The 21939-nt window shown below is 72.3% G+C and carries 22 protein-coding genes and 1 pseudogene; 14 read left to right on the top strand and 9 right to left on the bottom strand.

Going from position 1 to position 21939, the window contains the following annotated elements:
* Positions 1–111 precede the first annotated feature (111 nt).
* From ACH4PU_RS24975 to ACH4PU_RS24955, 5 genes are all read left to right on the top strand, one after another.
* Complete coding sequence (locus ACH4PU_RS24975) at positions 112–1218, top strand: NlpC/P60 family protein (protein WP_398276095.1); 1107 nt, start codon at positions 112–114, stop codon at positions 1216–1218.
* Between the two features lie 319 nt (positions 1219–1537).
* Positions 1538–2662, top strand: a complete 1125-nt coding sequence (locus ACH4PU_RS24970) for an NlpC/P60 family protein (protein ID WP_398276092.1) — start codon at positions 1538–1540, stop codon at positions 2660–2662.
* A 173-nt stretch (positions 2663–2835) separates the two neighbouring features.
* Entirely contained in the window at positions 2836–4131 is a 1296-nt protein-coding gene (locus tag ACH4PU_RS24965) for a hypothetical protein (RefSeq protein ID WP_398276089.1), read from the top strand.
* Between the two features lie 204 nt (positions 4132–4335).
* Positions 4336–5028, top strand: a complete 693-nt coding sequence (locus ACH4PU_RS24960; RefSeq protein WP_398276086.1) for a class I SAM-dependent DNA methyltransferase — start codon at positions 4336–4338, stop codon at positions 5026–5028.
* Positions 5029–5258: 230 nt separating this feature from the next.
* The gene (locus ACH4PU_RS24955) at positions 5259–5588 is read left to right on the top strand and encodes a hypothetical protein (RefSeq protein ID WP_398276083.1); all 330 of its coding nucleotides are present in this window, start codon (positions 5259–5261) and stop codon (positions 5586–5588) included.
* A 246-nt stretch (positions 5589–5834) separates the two neighbouring features.
* On the opposite strand, the gene ACH4PU_RS24950 is transcribed toward ACH4PU_RS24955, so the two are convergent.
* Complete coding sequence (locus ACH4PU_RS24950; RefSeq protein ID WP_398276080.1) at positions 5835–6380, bottom strand: hypothetical protein; 546 nt, start codon at positions 6378–6380, stop codon at positions 5835–5837.
* 733 nt (positions 6381–7113) lie between these two features.
* Here ACH4PU_RS24950 and ACH4PU_RS24945 point away from each other — a divergent pair.
* Positions 7114–8346 carry an ISL3 family transposase gene (locus tag ACH4PU_RS24945; protein ID WP_398276077.1) on the top strand — a complete coding sequence of 411 codons (1233 nt, stop codon included), beginning with the start codon at positions 7114–7116 and terminating at the stop codon, positions 8344–8346.
* Positions 8343–8717 carry a transposase gene (locus ACH4PU_RS24940; RefSeq protein ID WP_398276074.1) on the top strand — a complete coding sequence of 125 codons (375 nt, stop codon included), beginning with the start codon at positions 8343–8345 and terminating at the stop codon, positions 8715–8717. The genes ACH4PU_RS24945 and ACH4PU_RS24940 overlap by 4 nt, the downstream gene beginning before the upstream one ends.
* Positions 8718–8760: 43 nt before the next feature.
* Here the strand turns inward: ACH4PU_RS24940 and ACH4PU_RS24935 are convergent, their stop codons facing one another.
* The 5 genes and pseudogenes from ACH4PU_RS24935 to ACH4PU_RS24915 form a co-directional block, all read right to left on the bottom strand.
* Positions 8761–9309, bottom strand: a complete 549-nt coding sequence (locus tag ACH4PU_RS24935) for a DUF4262 domain-containing protein (protein WP_398276071.1) — start codon at positions 9307–9309, stop codon at positions 8761–8763.
* A 448-nt stretch (positions 9310–9757) separates the two neighbouring features.
* Positions 9758–10513: a hypothetical protein gene (locus ACH4PU_RS24930; protein WP_398276068.1), complete on the bottom strand. Its 756-nt coding sequence runs from the start codon at positions 10511–10513 to the stop codon at positions 9758–9760.
* Between the two features lie 404 nt (positions 10514–10917).
* Positions 10918–11124: a DUF397 domain-containing protein gene (locus tag ACH4PU_RS24925; RefSeq protein WP_398276065.1), complete on the bottom strand. Its 207-nt coding sequence runs from the start codon at positions 11122–11124 to the stop codon at positions 10918–10920.
* 13 nt (positions 11125–11137) lie between these two features.
* Positions 11138–11251, bottom strand: a pseudogene (locus ACH4PU_RS24920) (DUF397 domain-containing protein); the annotation flags it as partial.
* Positions 11214–12158, bottom strand: coding sequence for a Scr1 family TA system antitoxin-like transcriptional regulator (locus tag ACH4PU_RS24915; protein WP_398276062.1), 945 nt, complete (start codon positions 12156–12158; stop codon positions 11214–11216). The pseudogene ACH4PU_RS24920 and the gene ACH4PU_RS24915, both read right to left, overlap by 38 nt.
* A 133-nt stretch (positions 12159–12291) precedes the next feature.
* Between ACH4PU_RS24915 and ACH4PU_RS24910 the strand changes: the two genes are divergently transcribed.
* Together ACH4PU_RS24910 and ACH4PU_RS24905 are read left to right on the top strand one after the other, a co-directional pair.
* Entirely contained in the window at positions 12292–12543 is a 252-nt protein-coding gene (locus ACH4PU_RS24910) for a hypothetical protein (protein WP_398276059.1), read from the top strand.
* 71 nt (positions 12544–12614) lie between these two features.
* Entirely contained in the window at positions 12615–12779 is a 165-nt protein-coding gene (locus ACH4PU_RS24905) for a hypothetical protein (RefSeq protein ID WP_398276056.1), read from the top strand.
* A gap of 22 nt (positions 12780–12801) precedes the next feature.
* On the opposite strand, the gene ACH4PU_RS24900 is transcribed toward ACH4PU_RS24905, so the two are convergent.
* Positions 12802–13707 (bottom strand): hypothetical protein, encoded by a 906-nt coding sequence (locus tag ACH4PU_RS24900; RefSeq protein WP_398276053.1) that lies wholly within the window; start codon positions 13705–13707, stop codon positions 12802–12804.
* 267 nt (positions 13708–13974) lie between these two features.
* Here ACH4PU_RS24900 and ACH4PU_RS24895 point away from each other — a divergent pair, with 267 nt between their 5' ends.
* Positions 13975–14199 (top strand): nuclear transport factor 2 family protein, encoded by a 225-nt coding sequence (locus ACH4PU_RS24895; protein WP_398276050.1) that lies wholly within the window; start codon positions 13975–13977, stop codon positions 14197–14199.
* A gap of 91 nt (positions 14200–14290) precedes the next feature.
* On the opposite strand, the gene ACH4PU_RS24890 is transcribed toward ACH4PU_RS24895, so the two are convergent.
* Complete coding sequence (locus ACH4PU_RS24890; protein ID WP_398276047.1) at positions 14291–15433, bottom strand: glycosyltransferase family 4 protein; 1143 nt, start codon at positions 15431–15433, stop codon at positions 14291–14293.
* Positions 15434–15717: 284 nt separating this feature from the next.
* Between ACH4PU_RS24890 and ACH4PU_RS24885 the strand changes: the two genes are divergently transcribed.
* Positions 15718–16992: a glycosyltransferase 87 family protein gene (locus ACH4PU_RS24885; protein ID WP_398276044.1), complete on the top strand. Its 1275-nt coding sequence runs from the start codon at positions 15718–15720 to the stop codon at positions 16990–16992.
* A 215-nt stretch (positions 16993–17207) separates the two neighbouring features.
* On the opposite strand, the gene ACH4PU_RS24880 is transcribed toward ACH4PU_RS24885, so the two are convergent.
* Entirely contained in the window at positions 17208–19016 is a 1809-nt protein-coding gene (locus ACH4PU_RS24880; protein WP_398276041.1) for an AMP-dependent synthetase/ligase, read from the bottom strand.
* 289 nt (positions 19017–19305) lie between these two features.
* On the opposite strand from ACH4PU_RS24880, the gene ACH4PU_RS24875 reads away from it, so the two are divergent.
* The 3 genes from ACH4PU_RS24875 (at position 19306) to ACH4PU_RS24865 (ending at position 21896) form a co-directional block, all read left to right on the top strand.
* Positions 19306–20085, top strand: coding sequence for a metallophosphoesterase (locus ACH4PU_RS24875; RefSeq protein ID WP_398276038.1), 780 nt, complete (start codon positions 19306–19308; stop codon positions 20083–20085).
* 83 nt (positions 20086–20168) lie between these two features.
* Complete coding sequence (locus tag ACH4PU_RS24870) at positions 20169–20618, top strand: SRPBCC family protein (RefSeq protein ID WP_398276035.1); 450 nt, start codon at positions 20169–20171, stop codon at positions 20616–20618.
* Between the two features lie 33 nt (positions 20619–20651).
* The gene (locus tag ACH4PU_RS24865; RefSeq protein WP_398276032.1) at positions 20652–21896 is read left to right on the top strand and encodes an ArsA family ATPase; all 1245 of its coding nucleotides are present in this window, start codon (positions 20652–20654) and stop codon (positions 21894–21896) included.
* The last annotated feature ends 43 nt before the right edge of the window (positions 21897–21939 follow it).

Here is a 21939-nt window from a genome sequence, read left to right as displayed (position 1 = left end):
CTCGAACCTTCGCGCGGTGATCATCCAATCCGGATGACGTGAAGTGTCCCGCCGTGCCCATCCGCGCCCCAGCGCACCCGCGGCGGCCGAGGAGAAAAGGAGCTCGACTCCGTGGCGTCCCACCGTCGTCCCAAACAGCCGAGCCGTACTCGGGTGACCGTCCTCACCGCGACCGCCGCCGCAGCCGTCGCCCTCTCCGCCCAGGCGGCCTCCGCCGATCCCGGCGCCAAGCCGACCCGCAGCGAGGCCAAGGAGAAGGTCGACCGGCTCTACGAGCAGGCGGAGCAGGCCACCGAGAAGTACAACGGGGCCAAGCAGCGGCAGGAGAAGCTGGAGAAGGAGGCCGGCGACCTCCAGGACCGCGTCGCGCGCGGTCAGGAGGAGGTCAACAAGCTCCGGGACGGGCTCGGCGCGGTGGCCACCGCCCAGTACCGCACCGGCTCGGTGGACCCCTCCCTCCAGCTGCTGCTCTCGTCCGACCCCGACACGTACCTGGAGCGGGCGTCCACGCTCAACCAGGTCAGCGCCAAGCAGGCGGAGGCGCTCCGGCAGATCGCCACCAAGCAGCGCGCCCTGAAGCAGCAGCGCGAGGAGGCGGCGGGCAAGCTCGCCGACCTGGAGTCCACCCGCAAGGCGCTGGGCGAGCGCAAGGCCGAGGTGCAGGGCAAGCTCGCCGAGGCGCAGGACGTCCTCAACTCCCTGACGGAGAAGGAGCGCGCCGCGATCGCCGCCGCCGAGAAGGAGGCGGCCGCCAAGGCCGCCGCCAAGGCGGGCACGGACGACTCGGGTGCGAGCGGGTCCAAGGGCGGCTCGAAGGACGGCGGTTCGGGGCAGACCGGCAGCAGCGGCAAGGCCGTCCCTGGCTCCGGCCGGGCGGGCGCCGCGCTCGCCGCCGCGCAGTCGAAGATAGGGTCCCCGTACGTCTGGGGCGCGACCGGCCCGAGCTCCTTCGACTGCTCCGGGCTGACCTCCTGGGCCTACGCCCAGGCCGGCGTCACGCTCGACCGCACGTCGGAGGCGCAGGCCAACGACGGCACCCGGATCTACGACCAGAGCCAGCTCCAGCCCGGCGACCTGGTCATCTTCTACGGCGACATGCACCACGTCGGCCTGTACGCCGGCAACGGGCAGGTGCTGCACGCGCCGCGCACCGGCACCGTCGTCCGTTACGAGGCGATGAGCAACATGCCGTTCCAGTTCGGCGTGCGCGTGGGCTGACCGGGCACGGGGGTGGCCGCCTTACCGGTTTGCCCTCCGGTTCCACCGTTAAGCCGTCCGGCCCCGCCAATCCACCCGTTCGGGTGGCGTCGCACCGGCCGCGGAGGCTCCGACGCCCCGTCCATGACCTGCGTCTTGGGCGGGGCGTCCGGCGTTACCCGAGGACGCGCCCGGGTTCCACGCTCCGTAGCGGTCTTTGAACGGAGAGTGAGCGAGCCGCTACTGTCTGCCGCCGGCGCGGTGCCCCCGTCGTCGTCCGCCCGTCCGGGCGGCAGGGGGCCGGCAGGGGGCCGCGCGAGCGAAGGGAGTACGGCAACACGTGGCGTCCCACCGCCGATCCACGCCCTCCGGTCTCGCCCGGACCGTACGGGTCACCGTCCTGTCCGCCGCCGTGGCCACCGCGGCGGCCGCGTTCTCGCCGTCCGCCGCCGCACGCCCCGGCGACCCCGTCGATCCCGCAGGTTCCGCGGGTTCCGCGGGGGGAGCCGGTGGCGCCGCCTCGTCCGGTTCCGTGCGGGCGCGGCTGGACCGGCTCTACCGGCAGGCCGAGCGGGCCACCGAGCAGTACAACGCCGCCGGTGAACGGGCCGGCGCCCTGCGGCGGAAGGTGGAACAGGCCGCCGACCGGGTCGCCCGCGGCCAGGAGACGGTCAACCGGATGCGCAACGCCCTCGGGACGGTCGCCGCCGCCCAGTACCGGAACGGGCTCGTGGACCCCGCCCTCCGCCTGCTGCTCTCCTCCGACCCCGACCGCTACCTCGACCGGGCCTCCGCCCTCGAACGCGTCACCGGCCGGCAGACCGAGCGGCTGCACGCCCTGCTCGCCGCCCAGCGCGCGCTCGTCCAGGAGCGGCTGGAGGCCACCCGCGCCCTCGCCGAACTGGAGGACAGCCGCCGGGCCGTCGCCCGCCACAAGCACGAGGTCGAGGGCCGGCTCGCCGCCGCCCGCCGGCTCCTCAACACGCTGCCCGACGGCGAACGGGCCCGGTACGCCCGCGCCTCGCGCTCCGCGGGCGGGTCCCGCGCCGGCTTCCTCTTCGCGGTGCCCTCGCCGTACCCCTCGCGGGGCGGGGACTCCGCGCTCCCCGACGCCGGTTCCGCACGCGGGGCCGCCGCCGCGCGGGCCGCCCGCTCGGCCGTCGGCTCCCCCTACGCCTGGGGCGCGAGCGGCCCGTTCGCGTTCGACTGCTCCGGGCTGACGCAGTGGGCCTACGGCCGCGCGGGCGTCGGTCTTCCGCGCACCTCCCAGGCCCAGCGGAACGCGGGCCGGCACGTCCCGCTGTCCGAGGCCCGCCCCGGCGACCTCGTCATCTACCGGGACGACGCCAGCCACGTGGGCATTTACGTGGGCGGCGGGCAGGTGGTGCACGCGCCGTACCCGGGGGCGCGGGTGCGGTACGACCGGGCGGACATGATGCCGATCTCGTCGGTCACGCGGCCGTGAGATCCAGCCCGTCTGGGGGCACCCCCTCTGGGGGAGTTTGAGGACGAGCGGCGGAGCCGCGACAAGCGGGGTCTGGGGCGGCAGCCCCAGGAAACGGTGAAGGGGCGGGACCGGGGCCTGCTTCCCCCCCGCCGCGCCCCCCGCTCCGGGTGACCGGCCGGCCGGCTCGTACGATGCGGGCCATGGACGGCCCCACGAGACGACCCGGCGGCGGACGCCGGGCGGCGCTGCGCTTCCTGGCCGTCGTACTGATCGCCCTGCCGGCCCTCGCCGGCTGCGGGGCCGGGCCCGTCGACGGTGCGGCCGTCCGCGACACCGACGCCGTCCGGCGGCTGCTCGACGGCTGGGCGACGGCGCTGCGCGACCGCGACGAGGGCGCGTACCTCGCCGCCGTCGACCCCGGCGAGCGCGCCTACCGGGACCGGCGGCGCCAGGTCTTCGCCAACCTCGCCGACGTGCCGCTCGCCTCCTGGGAGTACGGCGCCGTCCGCACCGGCGGCTTCACCCCCGCGCCCGGCGACGGCCACCGGGTCGCCGCCGAGGCCGAACTCCGCTACCGGCTGGCCGGTTACGACACCGCGCCGGTCGCCGTCCCGGTCCGGCTGACGGCCGTCCGGCGCGCCGGGCGCTGGTACGTGGCGGGGGACGACACCGCGTCCGGCGACCGCCAGCTCTGGGAACAGGGCCGGGTCACCGCCGTCCGCGGCCGGCACAGCCTCGTCCTCGGCGCGGGCCAGGAACCGGCCGCGCTGCGGGCCCTGTCCGGCCTGGCCGACGCGGCGGTGCCCGCCGTGGCCGCCGCCTGGCCGGACGGCGCGGGACCGGACGGCGACCGTCGGGACGGCGACCGCCCTGGGCGGCTCGTCGTCGAGATGCCGGCCTCGCTGGACCGGATGGGCGCCCTGCTCGGCGCGCCGCCCTCCGACTACCGGGGCATCGCGGCGGTGACCACCACGGCGGGGGAGAAGGGCGGCGGCGGTCCCGCCCCCGCCGGGCGGATCGTCGTCAACCCCGAGGCGTACACCGCCCTCAGCCCCTTCGGCCGGCGGGCCGTCCTCACCCACGAGGCCACCCACGTGGCCACCCGCGCCCGGACCACCGACACCACGCCCATGTGGCTCTCGGAGGGCTTCGCCGACTGGGTCGCCTACCGCACCGCCGACCGCGCCCCGGCCGCGATCGCCCCCGAACTGGCCCGCGCGGTCCACGCCGGCCGGCCCCCGGAGCGCCTCCCCGCCGACGCCGACTTCCGCTTCACCGGCGGCGCCGACCGTCTGGCCCGCGCGTACGAGGGCGCCTGGCTCGCCTGCCGGATGGTGGCGGAACGGTGGGGCGAACGGAAGCTCGTCGCCTTCTACCGGGCGGCCGGTACGGGTTCCGTGGACAAGGCGGCGCGGGGGGTCCTGGGGGTGGGGGAGCGGGAACTCACGGAGGGGTGGCGGGGGTACGTGGGGAAGACGCTGCGCTGAGGCATGTAACTCAGGTCACATCGGCCACGTACGCGACCCTGGGAACGCTCGATTCCGCCCTGATTTGGGCGCTTATACGGGCATTCATCCCACCGGAACGGCCGTGCGGGCACTCTTGAGCCCCACCGGTCGTAGTGCGAAGATCGGCCGCCGTACGCCGACACACTGCCCACCGCCCACCGGAAACCCGACGGGGGAAGTCAGTTGACGCCACAGTACGACCTCATCGCCGCGCAGTACGGGGAGGTGGACCGCCTCCTCCAGTCCTACCGCGAGAACGTGGAGATCCCCTCGATCCTCCGGGCCCTCGGCCCGGTGGACGGCGCCTCGGTCCTCGACCTGGGCTGCGGCACGGGCCCCTTCACCCGGCTGCTGCGCCGCGAGGGCGCGGCCGACGTGCTCGGGGTGGACGCCTCGGGCCCGATGATCGAACTCGCGCACCTGGAGGAGGGGGAGGAGCCGCTCGGCGTACGGTACGAGGTGCGGGACATCGCCGACCTGCCCGTCCTGGGCGCCTTCGACCTCGTCACCGCGGCCGCCGTCCTGCACTACGCCGACTCCTTCGACACCCTCACCCGCATGTGCCGCGGCGCGTACGCCAACCTCGCGCCGGGGGGCCGCCTGCTCGCCGTCGTCGGCAACCCGGGCCTGGAGCCCGAGGTCCCCCAGCCCAACGGCTTCATCCTCCACCGCCCCGCCGTCCCGCGCGACGGCGACCCCTGCACCATCTCCATCCCCACCGACCCGCCCTCCACGCTCGCCGTCCACTTCTGGACCCGCGCGGCGTACGAACGGGCCCTCACCGCCTGCGGCTTCACCGACATCACCTGGGAGCCCCTGCACGGCCTCCCGGCCGCCACCGAGCCCGTCAACCTCATCGTCACCGCCCGCCGGTGAGAGGCTGCTGAGCGGCGCCGCGCGGAGGGGCGGTTGCCGAGAGGACGAGCGGCGCGCGGGCGGACGTCTCGGGCGGCGCGGAAGGGACGGCGAGGCGGGGAGCGAGCCGAAGGGGCATGCGCGTGGCGTCGCCGAGCCTTCGCTGTGCTGGAGACGTCCCACGGTCAGCACCCTCGCGGAACCGGGACCCGTCCTGCCCGACGCGCCTCCGGCCAGGCATGCTGGGCGGTGTGATCGACGACGGGGACACCGGCTTCGTGCTGCCGCGCGGGGCGACGGGCTTCTTCCGGCCCAAGGAGGGCCCGCTTCCGGAGACTGACGTGCGGGCGTTCCGCACCAGTCTGTACGCCGCTGCCCGGCTCGCCGGAGGCGAGGTAGGCGAGGTTGAGGAACGGGCGTATCCCCGGACCTTCCACACGGCGGCGGTTGTTGGAGGCGCGGGCGGAAGCGCGGGCTCAGGCGAGAGCGTCGTCCTGTGTCACGCCCCTCACCCCTGGGTCGCCTTCGCCCGGACACGCCAGGACTGGCGCCAGGAGAAGTTCCTCGCGCCGCCCCCATGAGCGCAGGTCTTCGCCGACGCGGGCTTCGCCGTTCTGAGCGGTGCGCGACTCGCCACCCCGCTCTCCGACGCGGACACTTCGGTGCTCGGGCCGGGCGAGTGGCGCGAGGTGCGCTTCTACGGCATCACGACTTTGGGCGGAGTCCTCTTCAACGCATGGGACTGACCAGCGGGCACGGTCGTCAAGCGGCGAGCTCAGGCCCCGGGGGCCGGGTCGGCGCCAGGGCCGTCGTCGCGTCCTCGATCCTCAGGGGCGGATGCTGAGCCGGGTCAGGCCGGTGGTGTGGCGGATGCCTCCGCCGAGCGCGCAGTCCGTCGGGAGGCTGCCCGGCAGCGTCTGGATGGTCTTCTCCGCCGTCGCACCCTTGCCGCGGCCGCCGACGACTTCGCCTCTGAGCAGGGCGGTGTTGAGGCCCGCCACGCGGACCGAGGGGCCGGCCTCGTAGACGATGACGGTCGTGGCGCCGTCCGCGTGGTGCAGGACCTCCCTGGACCGGTTCCAGGACAGGAGGAGGCAGCCGCCTCCGGTCTTCCCCTCAGTGTGGTACGTGGCCGTGCTGCCGCGGCCCGAGCCGTCCGTGCAGTGATACGTCCCGTCGACGGAGACCTCGGCGGAGCCGGCGGAGGACAGGCCGAGGCCCGGTCCGTAGGTGATGTTCTCCTGGCCTGTGCACTCCAGGGCGGTGCGTTCCCGGGCCTGGCCTCCGGCCTGCGCCGCGGGGACGCCGCCGACGGCCGCCGCCAGCAGGGCGAGGGAGGCCAGGGCGATGCCCGCTCCACGACTGCCGATCATGATGCGTCCCTTCGTAGCCCGAACCACGGTGTGGCCGACGCCCCTTGGATACCCCTCCGCATCGTCGGCCGCACCGCCTCCTCGGACGGTCAGAAGCGACACAGGCTCCTCACACCCCTTCGTGCGCCCTGGCGCCCGCCGCACGCCCTGCCCGGGAGCGGCGCGGCGGCGCCACCGTCAGTCGTCACGAGGCCGATCCGCCCGCGGGAGTCGGAGGTGAGTGACACGTGCTCCTCGGCGCCGGCCTGGCGCGGGTGCGGCAGACCGCCAGGCCACGACTGATCGCCACCCGCAGCCGCCTGCACCCCGGCACCGAGCACCTGATGGGCATGCGCCTTGGGACCGACGGGTTCGCGCTCCCTGGCCCCCGACGTCCCGGACGCCGTGGAAGCACCTGCCCGACGAGGTACACGGCTTCCTGGCCCGGCACCGGCTGACGACCGCGGACATCACCGTCTGGATCCGCCACCCCGGCGGCCCGAAGGTACTCGAAGCCCTGGACCGCGCCCTCACCCCGCCACCCGGCGCCCCCGCGCACAGCCCCGCCTGGCTTTGTTCACGAGAACGGGGGTTCTGGCACAGATCTTGGGGAGCCGTCGCGGAGCGTTACCTCGGTGTTCGATCGCGAGGAGTCTGACTCATGGGAGACGGCGTATGTCTTGTCGCCTGACACCGGAAGTGACGCTCCATCAGGTTCATTTCCGTTCACTGCCGTGGTCGGCGGAGGACGGTGATGGTGCTGGTCATGCAGACCGACGCACTGTTCTGGGGCTCGCTGGTGTTCGAGGGGATCGACGATGTGGAGGTCGCGGCGGTTACGACCGCGTTCGGCACGGTCGAGGTGGTGGCGAGAGGTCGTACAGGCGGCGCTTCGTGTCCGGGCTGCGGCTGCTTCTCGGGCCGAGTCCACGACCGTTACCAGCGCAGGCTGAGGGACCTTCCTCTGGCTGGCCAGGGCTTTGTGATCCGGCTGACGGTCAGGCGCTTCATCTGCGGGTCGGCGGGCTGCCCCCGCCGGACGTTCGCCGAGCCGTTCTCCCGGCTGACTGTCGCACATGCGCGGTTCACCACGCGGCTCAACCGCGCCCTGGAACGGGTGGAGCTCGCCCTGGCGGGGCGGGCCGGCGCGCGTCTGGCGGCCCAGCTGGGCTTCGGTGCGGGACGGATGACCTTGTTGCGTAGGGTCATGGCATTGCCCGATCCGCGGTTCAGTACTCCACGGGTGCTAAGCGTCGACGACTTCGCGATCCGTCGCGGCCAGGCCTATTCCACGGTGCTGACCAGTGTTGAAGATCATCGTGTAGTCGATGTGCTCCCGACGCGGGAAGCCGGGCCGCTGGCTGCCTGGCTGGACCGCCACCCCGGCGTGGAGATCATCTGCCGGGACCGGGCGGGCGCCTACGCTGAGGGCGCCCGGCGAGGTGCCCCCGACGCCCTGCAGGTCGCTGACCGGTTCCATCTGTGGCAGGGCCTTGGCCGGGCCGTGGAGACCTGCGTCGCCGCCCATCGCGACTGCCTGCGCACCCCGATGCCCAGCGGCATGCTGCCGCAGGACAGCCCACCGGCTTCCGGTCGGCCGCAGAACGACGCGGAGCCCGTCGGCCGGCGGGCCGAACGCAAGAAGGCCGCACACGCCCTGGTCCACAAGATGCTCGCCCAGGGCCACTCACGCCGGGCGATCGCCCGGCACCTGGGCTGGGGTCTCAACACCGTGCTCCGATACGCGAACGCCGCATGCTGGCAGGACACCGTCCGGGAGAACCGGCCCCGACCCAGCAGGCTGGACCCCTACAAGCCCTACCTGGAACGACGTTTTACGGAGGGATGCACCAGCGTCACCCAGCTCCACGGCGAACTGATCGCCGAGCAAGCTCCGGTCACCTACGGCATGGTCCGCGCGCACATCGCCACTTGCGCGGAGCTCCGTCCGCCGCATCGCCGCGGCCGCCGACGGTACGGCAGGTGACCGGCTGGCTCACCCGCCACCCCGCCGCCCTGAGCGAGGAAGACCGCGTCGGTCTGAAGGACGTCCTGACCCGCTGTCCCGAACTGGACACGGCCGCCGGACACGTCCGCGATTTCGGAGAGATACTCAGCGGCCGCCTCGGCGCCACGCTCCCTGTCTGGATCGACGCAGTCGATGCCAGCCAGCTACCCGGGCTCACCGGCTTCGCACTTCACCTGCTTCGAGACCTCGACGCCGTGACCGCCGGCCTCTCCCTGGACTGGAGCTCGGGCAGCATCGAGGGAGCCGTGAACCGCATCAAACAGATCAAGAGACAGCTCTATGGCCGCGCTGGATTCGAACTTCTACGCAAGATGATCTTGCTTCAGTAGTGCATTGCTGGGGTGCGGGATCGCCGCTTCCCAGCCCTTTAGATCAGAGTTCGGCTGTCCAGATCCCGACAGGGTGGTCACTCGGAGGCAGCCACAACTGAGGCTGTGACTCGCGATGCCTTTCGTCAGCCTGCTCATCCCAGTGGAAACGGTCTTCGGGATCAGGCCACGCGACTTGCAGCACGGGGAGAGGTGGCCGCCGGTAGAACCCGATGGCCCGTCCGAAGAAGGTTCGGTACCAGCCGCGATCAACTTGCCTGAGCGTGACTCGATGACCGTCGACAACATCAGGATGGCTCTGGCCGTCCGCCAGTGCTTCGCCTGCGGCGGACTTCTCTCCGAGGGTGTTGAGCATGCGGTGCATGGCGTGGACATCGAGCCCGAACATGGCGAGTTCAGGTCCGCCATGAGTGTGCGCGAGGCCGATCGTGTAGGCGAATCCAGGGCCGATCTCGTCTTCGGGAACCATCACGACGTGCCATCCGTGCTGCTGCACATGCTCGATGATCGTCAGATCCATGCGGTCCGTTTCGTCCCGGTCGCCGTAGTCATGGCAGAGGACACAGCGGCACTGGAACGGATCATCAGCCATGCGCGGAGAGTACGCGGAGAGCGTTCACCTGAGCAACCGGGGTTTGGTCCCCTCCCAATCGAACGACGCCGTCACCCTCCGCGACGGCTCCCCAAGATCTGTGCCAGAACCCCGTTCTCGTGAACAAAGCCGGCCGCGCCTCACCGGCCGCGTACGGCAACACCTGCCGCTGCACTGGTCGCCAATGGGTTGTGGTCGCGGCGTTGGTGTGGTCGGCGGGAACTCATGCTCTGCTTGATCGGCGCCGGCCGGTGCGGTGGCTGCCGGAACGCACCGGCTCGCCTGCTTTCGCTCAGTTGAACTCGGGTGGTTTGAACGGGATGTATGCCGCTGACCAGGCCCTGCACTGGTTCGCTTTGGGGGTGGCAGCCGCACTGCCGGCGGTGGCACGGTGACCTGAACAGTCGGCCGGCTCGTACGAGATGGCCTTCGGCTTCCCGCCCATGAGCTACGGCGCGAGCGGCTCGTGCGGCTGGTCGCACTCGTCGTTCGACAGGTGCAGTCGCAGAAGGTCCTGGAGGGCAGCGACTGGGAAGGGGAACCGAACCCACCGGGCCTTGTAGCCGGCCTCGCCGTGCTCCTGCAACACCTTCTGAGCGGCTCCGATCACAGCATGCACCAGCCTGCTTCGAGGCTGGGTCGACCGCCACGAAACGGCGCCGTCGGCGTCGGGAACGCCGAAGCTCGTGGACATGTCGGGGAACCTGTGGATCGAGACGTCAACGCCTGCGCCGATGCCACGAAGCACCCATCTGATTTCCGCGGGTTCAAGGTCGAAAGAGACCCGTTCGACCGGATCCGGACGGTACATGCCTGCCAGCCCATGGAGCAGGTCCGCCAAGGCATCGGTGCAGTAACTGACCTCGTACGTCGCTTCGGCAGTCGCGTCGACGATTCGGCATGTTGCCCAGCCGGTACCGCTGAGCTGCCAATCGAACTCGATCCGACCTGTCATCCCGCCCCCTTGGCTGTTCTCGCCCAGACGGTATCGCGGTGAGGGTTGCTGTTGAGCTGGGTCATCAGCTCCACTGTGCCGGTAGATCAGGCTGCGGTTAACGCCGGCCACGCGCGCGACGGGGGAAACGCTGGTCGGCTGGCCGTCGCCGACCAGGTCGTCGAGGGCCTTGAGGACTCGTCGGCGCCGAAGGGCAGAGTCGTCGGCGCGGGCCTGGGTGAGGGGGTTGGTCGGTGATAGCTGGCTCATGCGTCTCTGTTCTCCGCCTGCCGGCGGCTCCCCCGCGCAACGGCGGCAGCGCCAAACGGCGGTCAGGACGCTGCCGCCGACGGGCGGGCTCGGCAAGACGTCCGTCTTGTCGGCCCGCCACATCGCCGGCTCACCGGGCTGCCGCCAGACGGCACCCCGGGGCCACTGTGGCTTCGCCACTCCCTCCAGAAGGGCGGCGTATTCGGCGCCGTTCCAGCCCTGGCCGCCGATCTTGTCGTGGCGGCGCCGCTCGATCCGTACCCAGGTGCCTCGGTCGGTGCGCGCGCCCAGTGAACGTCGCTTGCGTACGCAGGTTTTCCTGTCCAGCCGTGTGTGCAGGGCGTGTTCGGTCTCGTGGAGTGCGCCGTCGATTGGCGCGGTGCGTAAGTCCTATGGGTCTCCGTTCAGTGCTCCTGGATGTTCGCGACGAACGCGGACCAGGCGGGGGTCGGGAAGCGGAGTGCCGGGGTGGTGGGGTGTTTGCTGTCGCGGATGGGGATGGTTCCGGTGGGGGCGTAGGCCGGGGCCCATTCGAGGCATTGGCCGCTGTTCCCCTCGCAGTAGGTCGACTTTTTCCACGTTGCGTGGGTGAGGGCGGGAGTGGTGCTCATCATTAGCCTCTTCTCAGCGTGTCTTGATGCTCGTGACGAACGCGGACCATGAGGAAGCGGAAAAGGTAAGGGCTCGCTCAGTCGGGCGTTTACTGTCTCGTATTGGGACGAGGCCGGATGAGGTGTACGCGGGGGCCCATTCGACGCAGGTTCCGCCGTTTCCCTCGCTGTGGCTGGACTTTATCCATATGGCTCGGGCGAGGTCTGGTGCGTGTTTCATCGTCGTACGCCTCCATGACGTTTTGGATCAGGGACAGGGAGTCGGTCAGGGACAGGGCGTTCGCACGCAGTCTCTCGTACGTCGTACGTGCTTCGGTGACGACCGCGGGTGAGTCGTACACGTGGCCTTTGACGTAGCTCTCGGCGAAAAGCACGTCGGTTCCGTCTCGTTGGCGCAGCAAGATGAAAGGTGTCTTTCTGGCCGGAGTGCCGCTGAGCGGGAATACCTGCACCGTGATGTGCGGATGCTCGGAAAGCGTTGCGAGATGTCGCAGCTGTTCCCGCATGACATGCGGGCCGCCCATGGCGGACCACAACGTTGCCTCGTGCACGATGACCCAGAAGCTTGGCGGTTCAGGCGATTCGAAGACTTCTCGGCGCCGCATGCGGTCGTCGACGCGCTGCCGGATGTGGTCCGCCGAGCCGTCGGGGCAGGTTGCCCGGAACACTGCCTCGGCGTATCGAGGAGTTTGCAGGATGCCCGCGATCACGCCAGGTGAGTAGTCGCAGACGGAATCCGACTGGCGCTCCAACTGCAGGTACGGGATCAGCCACGTCGGTGACCCCGCGTCCGCCGCCCGCTGCCGCATGCGCGCGTACGTACCCGGCGTACCGAAGACGCGGTCGCACTGCATCGCGAAGGCCGCCGACGCGAGCTGTTCGCCGCGTTCGACCTTGCTGACGTACGGCTGTCCGCAGTGCAGGGCCTCGGCGAGCTGCTCCTGGGTCCAGCCGCGGGCTTCGCGGGCGGCCTTGACCTCCTCGCCGAACTCGCGGGCGGGGGAGAGCGGTTCGCCGGGTGAACGGTCGAGCATGTGTTCAACTCCCCTTATTCCAAGCGGCTTTGGAATCCAAAACGGCCTGTTCAGGCGGGCCGCGGAGGTGGAGTCTAAGCCTCACGGTTGATGCCCGCTCGCGAAGAGCGGAACACCACGAAGGGTCGAACGCATGACGCAATCGAAGGCCGCCTACCGGCCCGGCGCGTGGCTGACGGATACGCGGCGGGGGAAGGTCGGGCAGGTGATGGAGCACCGGGGGCCGAGGGTGTGGTTGCGGGCGCCCGGGGGCGGGCGGGAGTGGGAGGCCGAGCCGGGGTGGGTGCGGCCGGCGACGTTGGAGGAGCGGGAGCGGGCGGGGGTGCCGGGCGGATCGTTCGTCGGCACCCGGTACGGGACCGGTTCGCGGCGGGGCGACGCGTGAGCCCGCGGTCGTTCCCGCCGCCCATGTGGGACCCGCCGCCCCTGCCGCCGACGCCGCACGGGAGCGGGCCGTTGGTGAATCCCGCGCCGCACGAGTGCGGGATGTGCCGGTGGTACACCGCCGCCGAGACCGCGGCCCGGCAGCGCGGGGACGGGGAGGCGGCGGAGGTGTACCGGCGGAGGCGGGCCGGGCATCAGGGGCAGTATCCGCACCGGCAGCCGGACCGGCAGGTCTGACCCGCGCGCCTGATCCGGTGCCTCAGGGTTCCTCGTGGTGGGATTCCGGCTCCGCGATCTCCTCCGACCAGTCCGTGCCCAGCGCCGAGGCGAGGCGGTGCAGTGCCGCCTCGGTGCGGCCGTAGAAGGCGAGTTCCGTGTCGCCGTACCCCGTGTTGTGCCGCGCGATGACGTCCGGGCCGCCCAGGAACTCCGTATGCGCGCCCAGTTCGCGCCACGGCAGCAGGCCCATCGGGCGCAGCGCCTCGCGGAGGCGGGACATGGCCTCCGGGGTCAGATCCGGTTCCTCGACCGTCCAGCCGTAGTGGTCGGGGAGGCGGACGGCCGCCAGGGCGAGGAAGAACTCCGAGACCGAGTGGCTCTGGAGGGTCCACTCGCGGTCCTCGACGGTCACCAGGACCGGCGGGTCGACGAGGTGGGCGCGGGCCGCCGGGTAGCCCCACTCGTTGCAGAACTGGTCCTCGGCCATCAGGACGCAGACCCGGGGGTCCTCGTCCGGGCCCGTGAACGGGTTGTCGCGCGGCAGGCCGTCGGCGACGCCGTACCCCGTCGGGTCGGGGCGGACGGTGGGCGGCCAGACCGGGTTCGTCCAGTAGAGCCGCCAGCGGTCGGCGAAGGAGTTGAACGGGAGGTCCCACCACTCGTCCAGGGCGGCGGGTATGGGGAGGAGGCGGTCGACGTCGTCGGGCTCGGGTTCGTCCTCGGGCGCGGCGGGGCGCAGGCCTGTCACGTACTCCTTGTGCGCGTCCGGCTCGTCGCGCTCCCAGCGGGCGCCGCCGGTCGGCTCGTACCCCCACTCCTCCTGGAACGCGCACAGCAGCTCCCAGCGGGCGGCGCTGCCCGCCGGTTCCGTCGCCGCCGCCCGCCGGGCGGCCTCCAGGCGTTCCCCGAAGCGGCCGTAATCGATCTCCGTCGTGATCTTCTTCACGGCGGGGATCCTATGGTGGTACGGGCGCCGTACCGTAGCCGGCAATCCCTGCCCGGCGAACGGAGTTCACCGTGCCGCCGTCCCCCCGCGACGTCCTCGCCGCCTACCACCGGGCCATGCAGGGCTGGTCCGCCGACGATCCGGCCGGCCTCTACGCGCCCGACGCCGTCCACGAGTTCCCTTTCTTCACGCCGGGAATGCCCCGCCGCTACGAAGGCCGCGAGGAGGTCCGGGCCGGCCTACCGGGCGGCGTGGGGCGCCGGCCCGGTGCGGCTCGAGGAGATCCACGACGTCGTCGTCCTCGGCGCCGCCGACCCCGAGGTCGTGATCGGGCAGTGGGCGGCCACCGCGACGTCCGGGCCCGGAGCGGAGCCGGCGGCGATCACCGGCCTGCTGATCCTGCGGGTTCGGGATGGCCTGATCGTGCAGCCCTCGACTACATGGACACGCTCGGCACGTGCCACGCCCTGGGACGCCTGCCCGCCCTGCTGAACGGCCTCGGGGTGTCCGAACGGCCCGGGGCGGAGCGTCCCGACGGCGGCCTAGGTGCGGAGTGTCCGGACGGCGGCCCGGAGACCGAGCGTCACAGCAGTTCCTGAAGCCGCTCCGCCAGCAGGTCCCAGCGCCAGCGCTCCTCCACCCAGGCGCGGCCCCGCGCCCCCATGCGGGCGCGCAGCTCCGGGTCGAGGAGGAGCGTCGCGACGCGGTCCGCCGTCTCGGCGGCCGACTCGCCGCGCACCACGAACCCCGTCTCACCCTCCAGCACCGCGTCCGGGGCGCCGCCCGAGTCGCCGGCGACGACCGGCAGGCCCGTCGCGGACGCCTCCAGGTAGACGATGCCGAGCCCCTCGACGTCCAGGCCGCCGCGCCGGGTGCGGCAGGGCATCGCGAAGACGTCGCCGGCGCCGTAGTGGGCGGGGAGTTCGTCCCACTCGACCGGGCCGGTGAACCGGACGGACGCGGCGACGCCCGTCTCCTCGGCGAGCTTGCGCAGGTCGCCGGCGTACGGGCCGCCGCCGACGATGAGCAGGACGGCGTCCGGGACGCGGGCGAGGACGGCGGGCAGGGCGCGGATCAGGGTGTCCTGGCCCTTGCGCGGGACGAGCCGGGAGACGCAGACGACCACCGGGCGGTCGGTGAGGCCGAGCCGGGCCCGGACCGCGTCGCCGCCCGAACCGGGGTGGAACGTCTTCTCGTCCACGCCGGGCGGGAGTTGGACCATGCGGGACGCCGCCTCGCGGGTGAGGGCGGAGGCGATGCGGGAGCGCGTGTACTCACCCAGATAGGTGATCGTGTCGGTGCCCTCGCCGATGCGCCGCAGCAACTGCCGTGCGGCGGGCAGCTGCGCCCAGCCGGCCTCGTGGCCGTGGCTGGTGGCGACGATCCGCCGCGCGCCCGCCGCCCGCAGCGCCGGGGCCATCAGGCCCAGCGGGGCCGCCGCGCCGAACCAGACCGAGGAGCAGCCGTGTTCCCGCAGCAGCCCGGCCGCGCGGCGGGTCACCCGGGGCGTGGGCAGCAGCATCGTCGTCCGGTCGCGCACGACGCGGAACGGCTGCTCGGCGTCGAACCGGGCGGTGGCCTCGACACCCTCGCGGCTCCGCTTCCACGTCGACGCGTAGACGACGATGTCCGCCGGGTCCAGCCGCAGCGCCATGTTGTGCAGGAACGCCTGGATGCCGCCGGGGCGGGGCGGGAAGTCGTTGGTGACGATCAGGGTCTTGTGCATGCCGGTTGTTCGCTTCTCCGTCGCTTCTCCGTCCGCGCGGCGTCGCATGGCGCGGGTGTCGTGGGAGGTGGCGTGTGCGACAGTACCCGCCCTGTGTGCCGGGACGGCGGCCGGGCGGCGGCGTGAACGGACCCCTGTGGCGGCGGAGGCGCCGGCGGCGGCGATCGGGCGGCAATGGCGCCACGACGCCGCACGTCACCGAGGACCGGTCGCCGGACGGGCATCATGCCTTGCAGTGACGGCATCATCACGGCGTGTGGTGCCCCGACGGGACGAGGTGGACGATGGCGGGCTCCGGTACGGGCTCCTCCGGTACGGGCTCACGACTGCGGCTGCTCCTCAGGGTGGGGGCGGTGTGGGCCGTCACCCGGACCGTCCTCCTCCTGTGCGTGTTCCGGGTGCTGGACATGCCCGGCTCGGACGTCGGCATCGACATCGAGGTGATCTACCGGCGCTGGTACGGCGTCTTCTCGACCGGCGTCTTCCCGTACGACGACGTCACATGGCAGTACCCGCCCGCCGCCGCCCTCGCCGTCCTCTCCCCGGGGCTGCTGCCGTTCCTCGACTACGCGCACGCCTTCTTCCTGGTGTGCTGGGTGGCGGACGCCGCGGTCCTCGGCATGCTGCTGTACGCCGTGCGGGACGGGCGGCGCAGCGCGCGCGGGGTGTGGGTGTGGGTGCTCGGCGTACCGCTGCTCGGGCCGATCGTCTACGCCCGGTACGACGTGATGGTGACCGCCGTCGCCGCCGCCGGACTGCTGGCCCTGGGCCGCCGGACGCGGCTCGCGGGGGCGCTGGCCGGGTTCGGGGCGCTGCTGAAGGTATGGCCCGTGCTGCTGCTGGCCGGGGTGCCGCGGGGGGGCCGGACGCGGTCCGCTTGGAGCTCGGCGCTGGTCACGGGCGTCGTGCTGCTGATGCTCTTCGCCGCCGCGATGCTCGGGGCGCTTGCTTTTCTCACCTTCCAGCGGGACCGGGGGACCGAGGTGGAGTCGCTGGGGTCGATGGTGTTCCATCTGGCCCGGCACTTCGGGTGGCACGGGCGGGCCCGGCTGCACTACGGGTCCGTCGAGTTTCTGGGACGGCATGTGCACGCGGTGAGCGCGCTGGCGCTCGGGCTGAGTCTGGTGGCTTTCGGATGGTTGCTGCTGTGGCGGGTGCGGGCCCGGAGGTTCGAGGAGTGCACGCCGTCGGATGCGGCTTTCACCGCGGTGCTGCTGTTCACGACGACGAGCCGGGTGATCAGTCCGCAGTATGTGGTGTGGCTGATCGGGCTCGCGGCCGTCTGCGCGACCGTTCGGTCCACGCGGCAGGGGTTGCCGATCGTGCTGGTGTTGCTCGCCGCGCCGCTGACGCAGTTGGAGTTTCCGATCTGGTTCCAGCATGTGATCGCCAGCGACAAGTTGGGGGTCGCTACGTTGACGTTGCGCAATGCGTTGTTGGTGGTGGCGACGGTGGTTGCCTGCCGGCGGTTGTGGCGGGCCACTGTCAGTGTGCCGCCTTCCGCGGCGGGGGAGCCGGAGCCTCCGGCTGAGCGGGCGTCGGAGCTCGTGTCGGGGTGAGGGGGTGTGCCCCGGTCCCGCCCTTTCACCGTTTCTTCCAGGGCTGCGCCCCGGACCCCGGCATCGCGGCTTCGCCGCGAGGTCCTCAAACGCCGGACGGGCTGAAATAGCCCGTCCGGCGTTTGAGGACAACCGCGCGGAGCGCGGTTTCGGGGGTGCGGGGGCTTGCCCCCGCAAGAAACGGCGAAAGGGCGGGACCGGGGCACCCCCACCCCCTACCCGTGATAGATCGCCTCGATCTCGTGCGCGAAATCCTTCGCCACCACATTCCGCTTCAGCTTCAGCGACGGCGTCACATGCCCCGACTCCTCCGTGAACTGCCCCGGCAGGATGCGGAACTTGCGCACCGACTCCGCCTTCGACACCGCCGCGTTGCCGTCGTCGACCGCCTTCTGGACGTCGGCGAGGAGCTCGGGGTCGTCGGCGAGGTCGGCGGCCGTGAGGCCGGACGGCTTGGCGTGGCGTTCGAGCCAGCGGGGGAGGAAGTCCTCGTCGAGGGTGACGAGGGCGCCGACGAAGGGGCGGCCGTCGCCGACGACCATGCATTCGGCGATGAGGGCGTGGGCGCGGATGCGGTCCTCGATGACGGCGGGGGCGACGTTCTTGCCGCCGGCGGTGACGAGGATCTCCTTCTTGCGGCCGGTGATGCTGAGGTAGCCGTCCTCGTCGAGGGTGCCGAGGTCGCCGGTGTGGAACCAGCCGTCCTCCAGGGCCTCGGCGGTGGCCTTCTCGTTGTTCCAGTAGCCGGTGAAGAGGTGCTCGCCGTGCAGCAGGACCTCGCCGTCGTCGGCGATGCGGATGACCGAGCCGGGGAGCGGCTGGCCGACCGTGCCGATCTTCGGGCGGTCCCAGGGGTTGAAGGCGGTGGCGGCGCAGGACTCCGTCAGGCCGTAGCCCTCCAGGACGGTGAAGCCGATGCCGCGGTAGAAGTGGCCGAGGCGCTCGCCCAGCGGGGCGCCGCCGGAGATGGCGTGGGTGGCCCGGCCGCCGAGGACCGCGCGGAGCTTGCCGTAGACGAGGCGGTCGAAGACCTTGTGCTTGAGCTTGAGGCCGAAGCCGGGGCCCGACGGGGTGTCCAGGGCGCGGCTGTAGGCGATGGCGGTGTCGGCCGCCTTGTCGAAGATCTTGCCCTTGCCGTCCGCCTGGGCCTTGGCGCGGGCGCCGTTGTAGACCTTCTCGAAGACCCGGGGGACGCCCAGGATGAGGGTCGGGCGGAAGCCCGCCAGGTCGTCGGTCAGGTTCTTGATGTCGCTGACCATGCCCAGCCGGATGGGGGCCATCAGCGCGGCCACCTCGACCAGCCGCCCGAAGACGTGCGCGGCGGGGAGGAAGAGGAGGACGGAGGAGTCGCCGGTGCGGAAGAGGGGCTTGAGGCGCTCCACCGCGTTGCCGCACTCCGCGAAGAAGCTGCGGTGGGTGAGGACGCAGCCCTTGGGCCGGCCGGTGGTGCCCGAGGTGTAGACGATGGTCGCGGGGGTGTCGGCGTCGGCCAGCGCGCTGCGCTCGTCCACCTCCTCGTCGGTCAGGTCCTTGCCGGCGGTGCGGAGGGTCTCGACGGCGTCTTCGTCGGCGCCGCCCTCGATCTTCCAGACGTGCTTCAGGTCCGGCAGCGACTCCCGGACGGAGGCGACGGCCGCCTCGTGCGCGTCCGTCTCCACCAGGCAGGCCACGGCCCCGGAGTCGCCGAGGATCCACTCGATCTGCTCGGCCGAGCTCGTCTCGTACACGGGGACGGTGACGCCGCCCGCGCTCCAGATGGCGAAGTCCAGCAGCGCCCACTCGTAGCGGGTGCGGGAGAGCAGGCCGACGCGGTCGCCGGGCCGGATGCCCGAGGCCATCAGGCCCTTGGCGGCGGCGCGCACCTCCGCCAGGAACTCGACCGCGGTGACGTCGTGCCACCGGCCCCCGACCTTGCGCCCTATGACCGCGACATCTGGGTGGAGCGAAGCGTTCCGGCGGATGAGATCCGTCAGGTTTCCGTCCGCTGGGACCTCATAGAGGGCCGGAAGGCTGAACTCGCGCAAGACTGCTGCTCCTCGTCGGGCGCCGGCGCCGCCGCGTCGTCGAGGGGCGCTGCGTCGGCTGCGGTCCATGTAATACGGGCACGGTGAAGGACGGCCCGGACGTTACCCACCAGTACTGGTTTCGAATAGAGGGTCACGCCCAGATGTTCTGTGCGTCACATGCCGCGGGACCGCTCCCGGCACCCTAGCCCCTCCCTTCGGTGACCCGGAAGTAACCGCAGGTCGCGGCCCTCCCGCGGCCCTACTGCGGCCCTTCCATAGGACCGGGACGCGACCTAGGGTGCTGCTCATGAGAGGTACCGGGAGCACCAGGGTTCATGTGGTCAGCGATGTGCACGGGAACGCCCGGGACCTGGCCCGGGCGGGCGACGGCGCCGACGCCCTGATCTGCCTCGGCGACCTCGTCCTCTTCATCGACTACGCCGACCACGCGCGCGGCATCTTCTCCGACCTCTTCGGCGTGGCGAACACCGCCCGCCTGGTCGAGCTCCGCACCGCCCGCCGCTTCGACGAGGCCCGCGCCTTCACCCGCGGCCTCTGGGACGGCGTCGACCGCGTCCCCGCCATCGAGCGGGCGGTGCGCAAGCAGTACGCCGAACTCTTCGCCGCCTTCCCCACCCCCACCTACGCCACCTACGGCAACGTCGACCTCCCGCCGCTCTGGCCGGAATTCGCCCGCCCCGGCACCACCGTCCTCGACGGCGAACGCGTCGAGATCGGAGGGCGCGTCTTCGGCTTTGTCGGAGGTGGCCTGAGAACGCCCATGCGCACCCCCTACGAGATCGACGACGAAGCGTACGCCGCCAAGGTCGAAGCGCTCGGCGAGGTCGACGTCCTCTGCTCCCACATCCCCCCTGACCTGCCCGAACTCTGCTACGACACGGTCGCCCGGCGCTTCGAGCGCGGCAGCTCCGCCCTGCTGGAGGCGATCCGCGCCACCCGCCCCCGGTACGCGCTCTTCGGCCACGTCCACCAGCCGCTCGCCCGCCGGATGCGCGTCGGCGTGACCGAATGCGTCAACGTCGGGCACTTCGCCTCCACCGGTACACCGTGGGCCATGGAGTGGTGACACGCCGGGAGAGGTAGCCTTCACCGGCAGACAGCGCAGCCCGCGCGGACAGTCGGCCGGACCGGCACGGAGGAGCCACAGCGATGGCGGAACACACCAGCTCGAGCATCACGATCGAGGCGAGCCCCGCCGAGGTCATGGCGGTGATCGCCGACTTCGACCGCTACCCGGCGTGGACGGGCGAGGTGAAGCAGGCCGAGGTGCTGGAGCGGGACGAGAAGGGCCGCGCCGCCAAGGTGCGCCTGGTGCTCGACGCGGGTGCGATCAAGGACGACCACACCCTCGCCTACAGCTGGCCCGACGAGTACACCGTCTCCTGGTCCCTGGTGAAGTCGGCCATGCTGCGCCAGCTCGACGGCTCGTACAGCCTGAAGCCGGTGGCGGGCGGGCGGCACACCGAGGCGACCTACATGCTCACCGTCGACGTCAAGATCCCCATGCTCGGGATGATCAAGCGCAAGGCGGAGAAGGTCATCATCGACCGTGCCCTCGCCGGGCTGAAGCAGCGCGTCGAGACCGTCGCCGCTTCCTGACCCCACTCCTCTCGTTCCACGGAGGCATCTCCCTTGCGTACGGTCCTCGTCACCGGTCCCGGAGGCGCGGGCCGTACCACCGTCGCCGCGGCCATCGCGCTGGCCGCGGCCCGCGCCGGACGGCGCGTCCTGCTGCTGACCACCGACCCCGGGCCGGCGCCCGGCGCCGTCCTCGGCACCCCGCTGCCGGACGGCGGCGACGCCCGCCGGCCCTTCACTCCGCCCGTCGAGGCCGCCCCCGGGCTGTGGGCCGCCCGGATCGCCACCGGCGAGCACTTCACCGCCCTCGCCGGCGAACTCCAGGAACGCGGCGCGGCCCTCTTCGACCTGCTGGGCGCCGCACCCCTCGACCCCGAGGAGTTCACCGAACTCCCCGGCGCCGAACCGCTCGCCCTGCTCGCCGCCCTGCGCGCCGCGCACGCCGACGGCGGGTGGGAGCTGCTCGTCGTCGACATGCCCCCCGGGCACGACACCGTCCGCCTGCTCGCCCTGCCCGGACAGCTCCGCCGCTACCTCCGCCGGCTGCTGCCGCCCGAGCGGCAGGCCGCCCGGGCCCTGCGCCCGGTCCTCGCCCAGCTCGCCGGGGTGCCGATGCCCGCCCAGCGGCTCTACGAGCTCGCCGGGCACTGGGACGCGGAACTGGCCGCCGTCCAGGACATCCTCGACGCGGAGGGCGCCGACGGCACCGGGGGCACCACCGTCCACCTGGTCGCCGAACCCGGTCCGCTCACCGCCGACACCCTGCGGACCGTCCGTGCCGGCCTGGCCCTGCACGGCTGCCGGCTCGGCGCCCTCGTCGCCAACCGGCTGCTGCCGGACGGCGGCGATCCCTGGCCGGCGGGGCGCGGGGAGGCGCAGCGGGCCGCGCTGAAGGGGCTGTACGAGGAGTACGGCGCCGGGGGCGTGCCCGTCGTCGAGCTGCCGCACCTCGGGCTGGACCCGCTGGGCATCGACGGCTCCGGCGGCCTTGAGGTGCTGGCCGCGGCCGTCGGGCCCGTCCCCCTTCCGCCGCCGGCGCCGGCCCCCACCGTCGAGGACCGGCTGGCCGACGACAACCTGCTCGTCTGGCGGCTGCCGCTGCCCGGCGCCGAACGCGACCGGATCGGCCTGGTCCGGCGGGGCGACGAACTCCTCGTCGCCGTCGGCCCGTTCCGCCGCGCGCTGCCCCTGCCGTCCGCCCTCCGCCGGTGCACGGTCTCCGGCGCGGGGCTGCGCGACGGGGCGCTCTGCGTCCGCTTCACGCCGGATCCGGGGCTCTGGCCGCGGACGGGGGTGTAGGGGGTCCTTCCCCGTACGGGCCGTTGTGCGGGCGCCGTACGGG

Source organism: Streptomyces sp. NPDC021100 (assembly GCF_044333095.1).
GTDB lineage: Bacteria > Actinomycetota > Actinomycetes > Streptomycetales > Streptomycetaceae > Streptomyces.
The sequence above is the reverse complement of the archived record's forward strand: the minus strand, read 5'-3'. Positions and strand labels throughout refer to the sequence as shown.

Bases quoted from the DNA above. Each gene is read 5' to 3' on its own strand.
- ACH4PU_RS24885 (WP_398276044.1), top strand. From the start codon at position 15,718: ATGGCGGGCTCCGGTACGGGCTCCTCCGGTACGGGCTCACGACTGCGG.
- ACH4PU_RS24925 (WP_398276065.1), bottom strand. From the start codon at position 11,124: ATGAGCACCACTCCCGCCCTCACCCACGCAACGTGGAAAAAGTCGACC.
- ACH4PU_RS24890 (WP_398276047.1), bottom strand. From the start codon at position 15,433: ATGCACAAGACCCTGATCGTCACCAACGACTTCCCGCCCCGCCCCGGC.
- ACH4PU_RS24910 (WP_398276059.1), top strand. From the start codon at position 12,292: ATGACGCAATCGAAGGCCGCCTACCGGCCCGGCGCGTGGCTGACGGAT.
- ACH4PU_RS24950 (WP_398276080.1), bottom strand. From the start codon at position 6,380: ATGATCGGCAGTCGTGGAGCGGGCATCGCCCTGGCCTCCCTCGCCCTG.
- ACH4PU_RS24870 (WP_398276035.1), top strand. From the start codon at position 20,169: ATGGCGGAACACACCAGCTCGAGCATCACGATCGAGGCGAGCCCCGCC.
- ACH4PU_RS24965 (WP_398276089.1), top strand. From the start codon at position 2,836: ATGCGGGCCATGGACGGCCCCACGAGACGACCCGGCGGCGGACGCCGG.
- ACH4PU_RS24935 (WP_398276071.1), bottom strand. From the start codon at position 9,309: ATGGCTGATGATCCGTTCCAGTGCCGCTGTGTCCTCTGCCATGACTAC.
- ACH4PU_RS24945 (WP_398276077.1), top strand. From the start codon at position 7,114: ATGGTGCTGGTCATGCAGACCGACGCACTGTTCTGGGGCTCGCTGGTG.
- ACH4PU_RS24930 (WP_398276068.1), bottom strand. From the start codon at position 10,513: ATGAGCCAGCTATCACCGACCAACCCCCTCACCCAGGCCCGCGCCGAC.
- ACH4PU_RS24915 (WP_398276062.1), bottom strand. From the start codon at position 12,158: ATGCTCGACCGTTCACCCGGCGAACCGCTCTCCCCCGCCCGCGAGTTC.
- ACH4PU_RS24875 (WP_398276038.1), top strand. From the start codon at position 19,306: ATGAGAGGTACCGGGAGCACCAGGGTTCATGTGGTCAGCGATGTGCAC.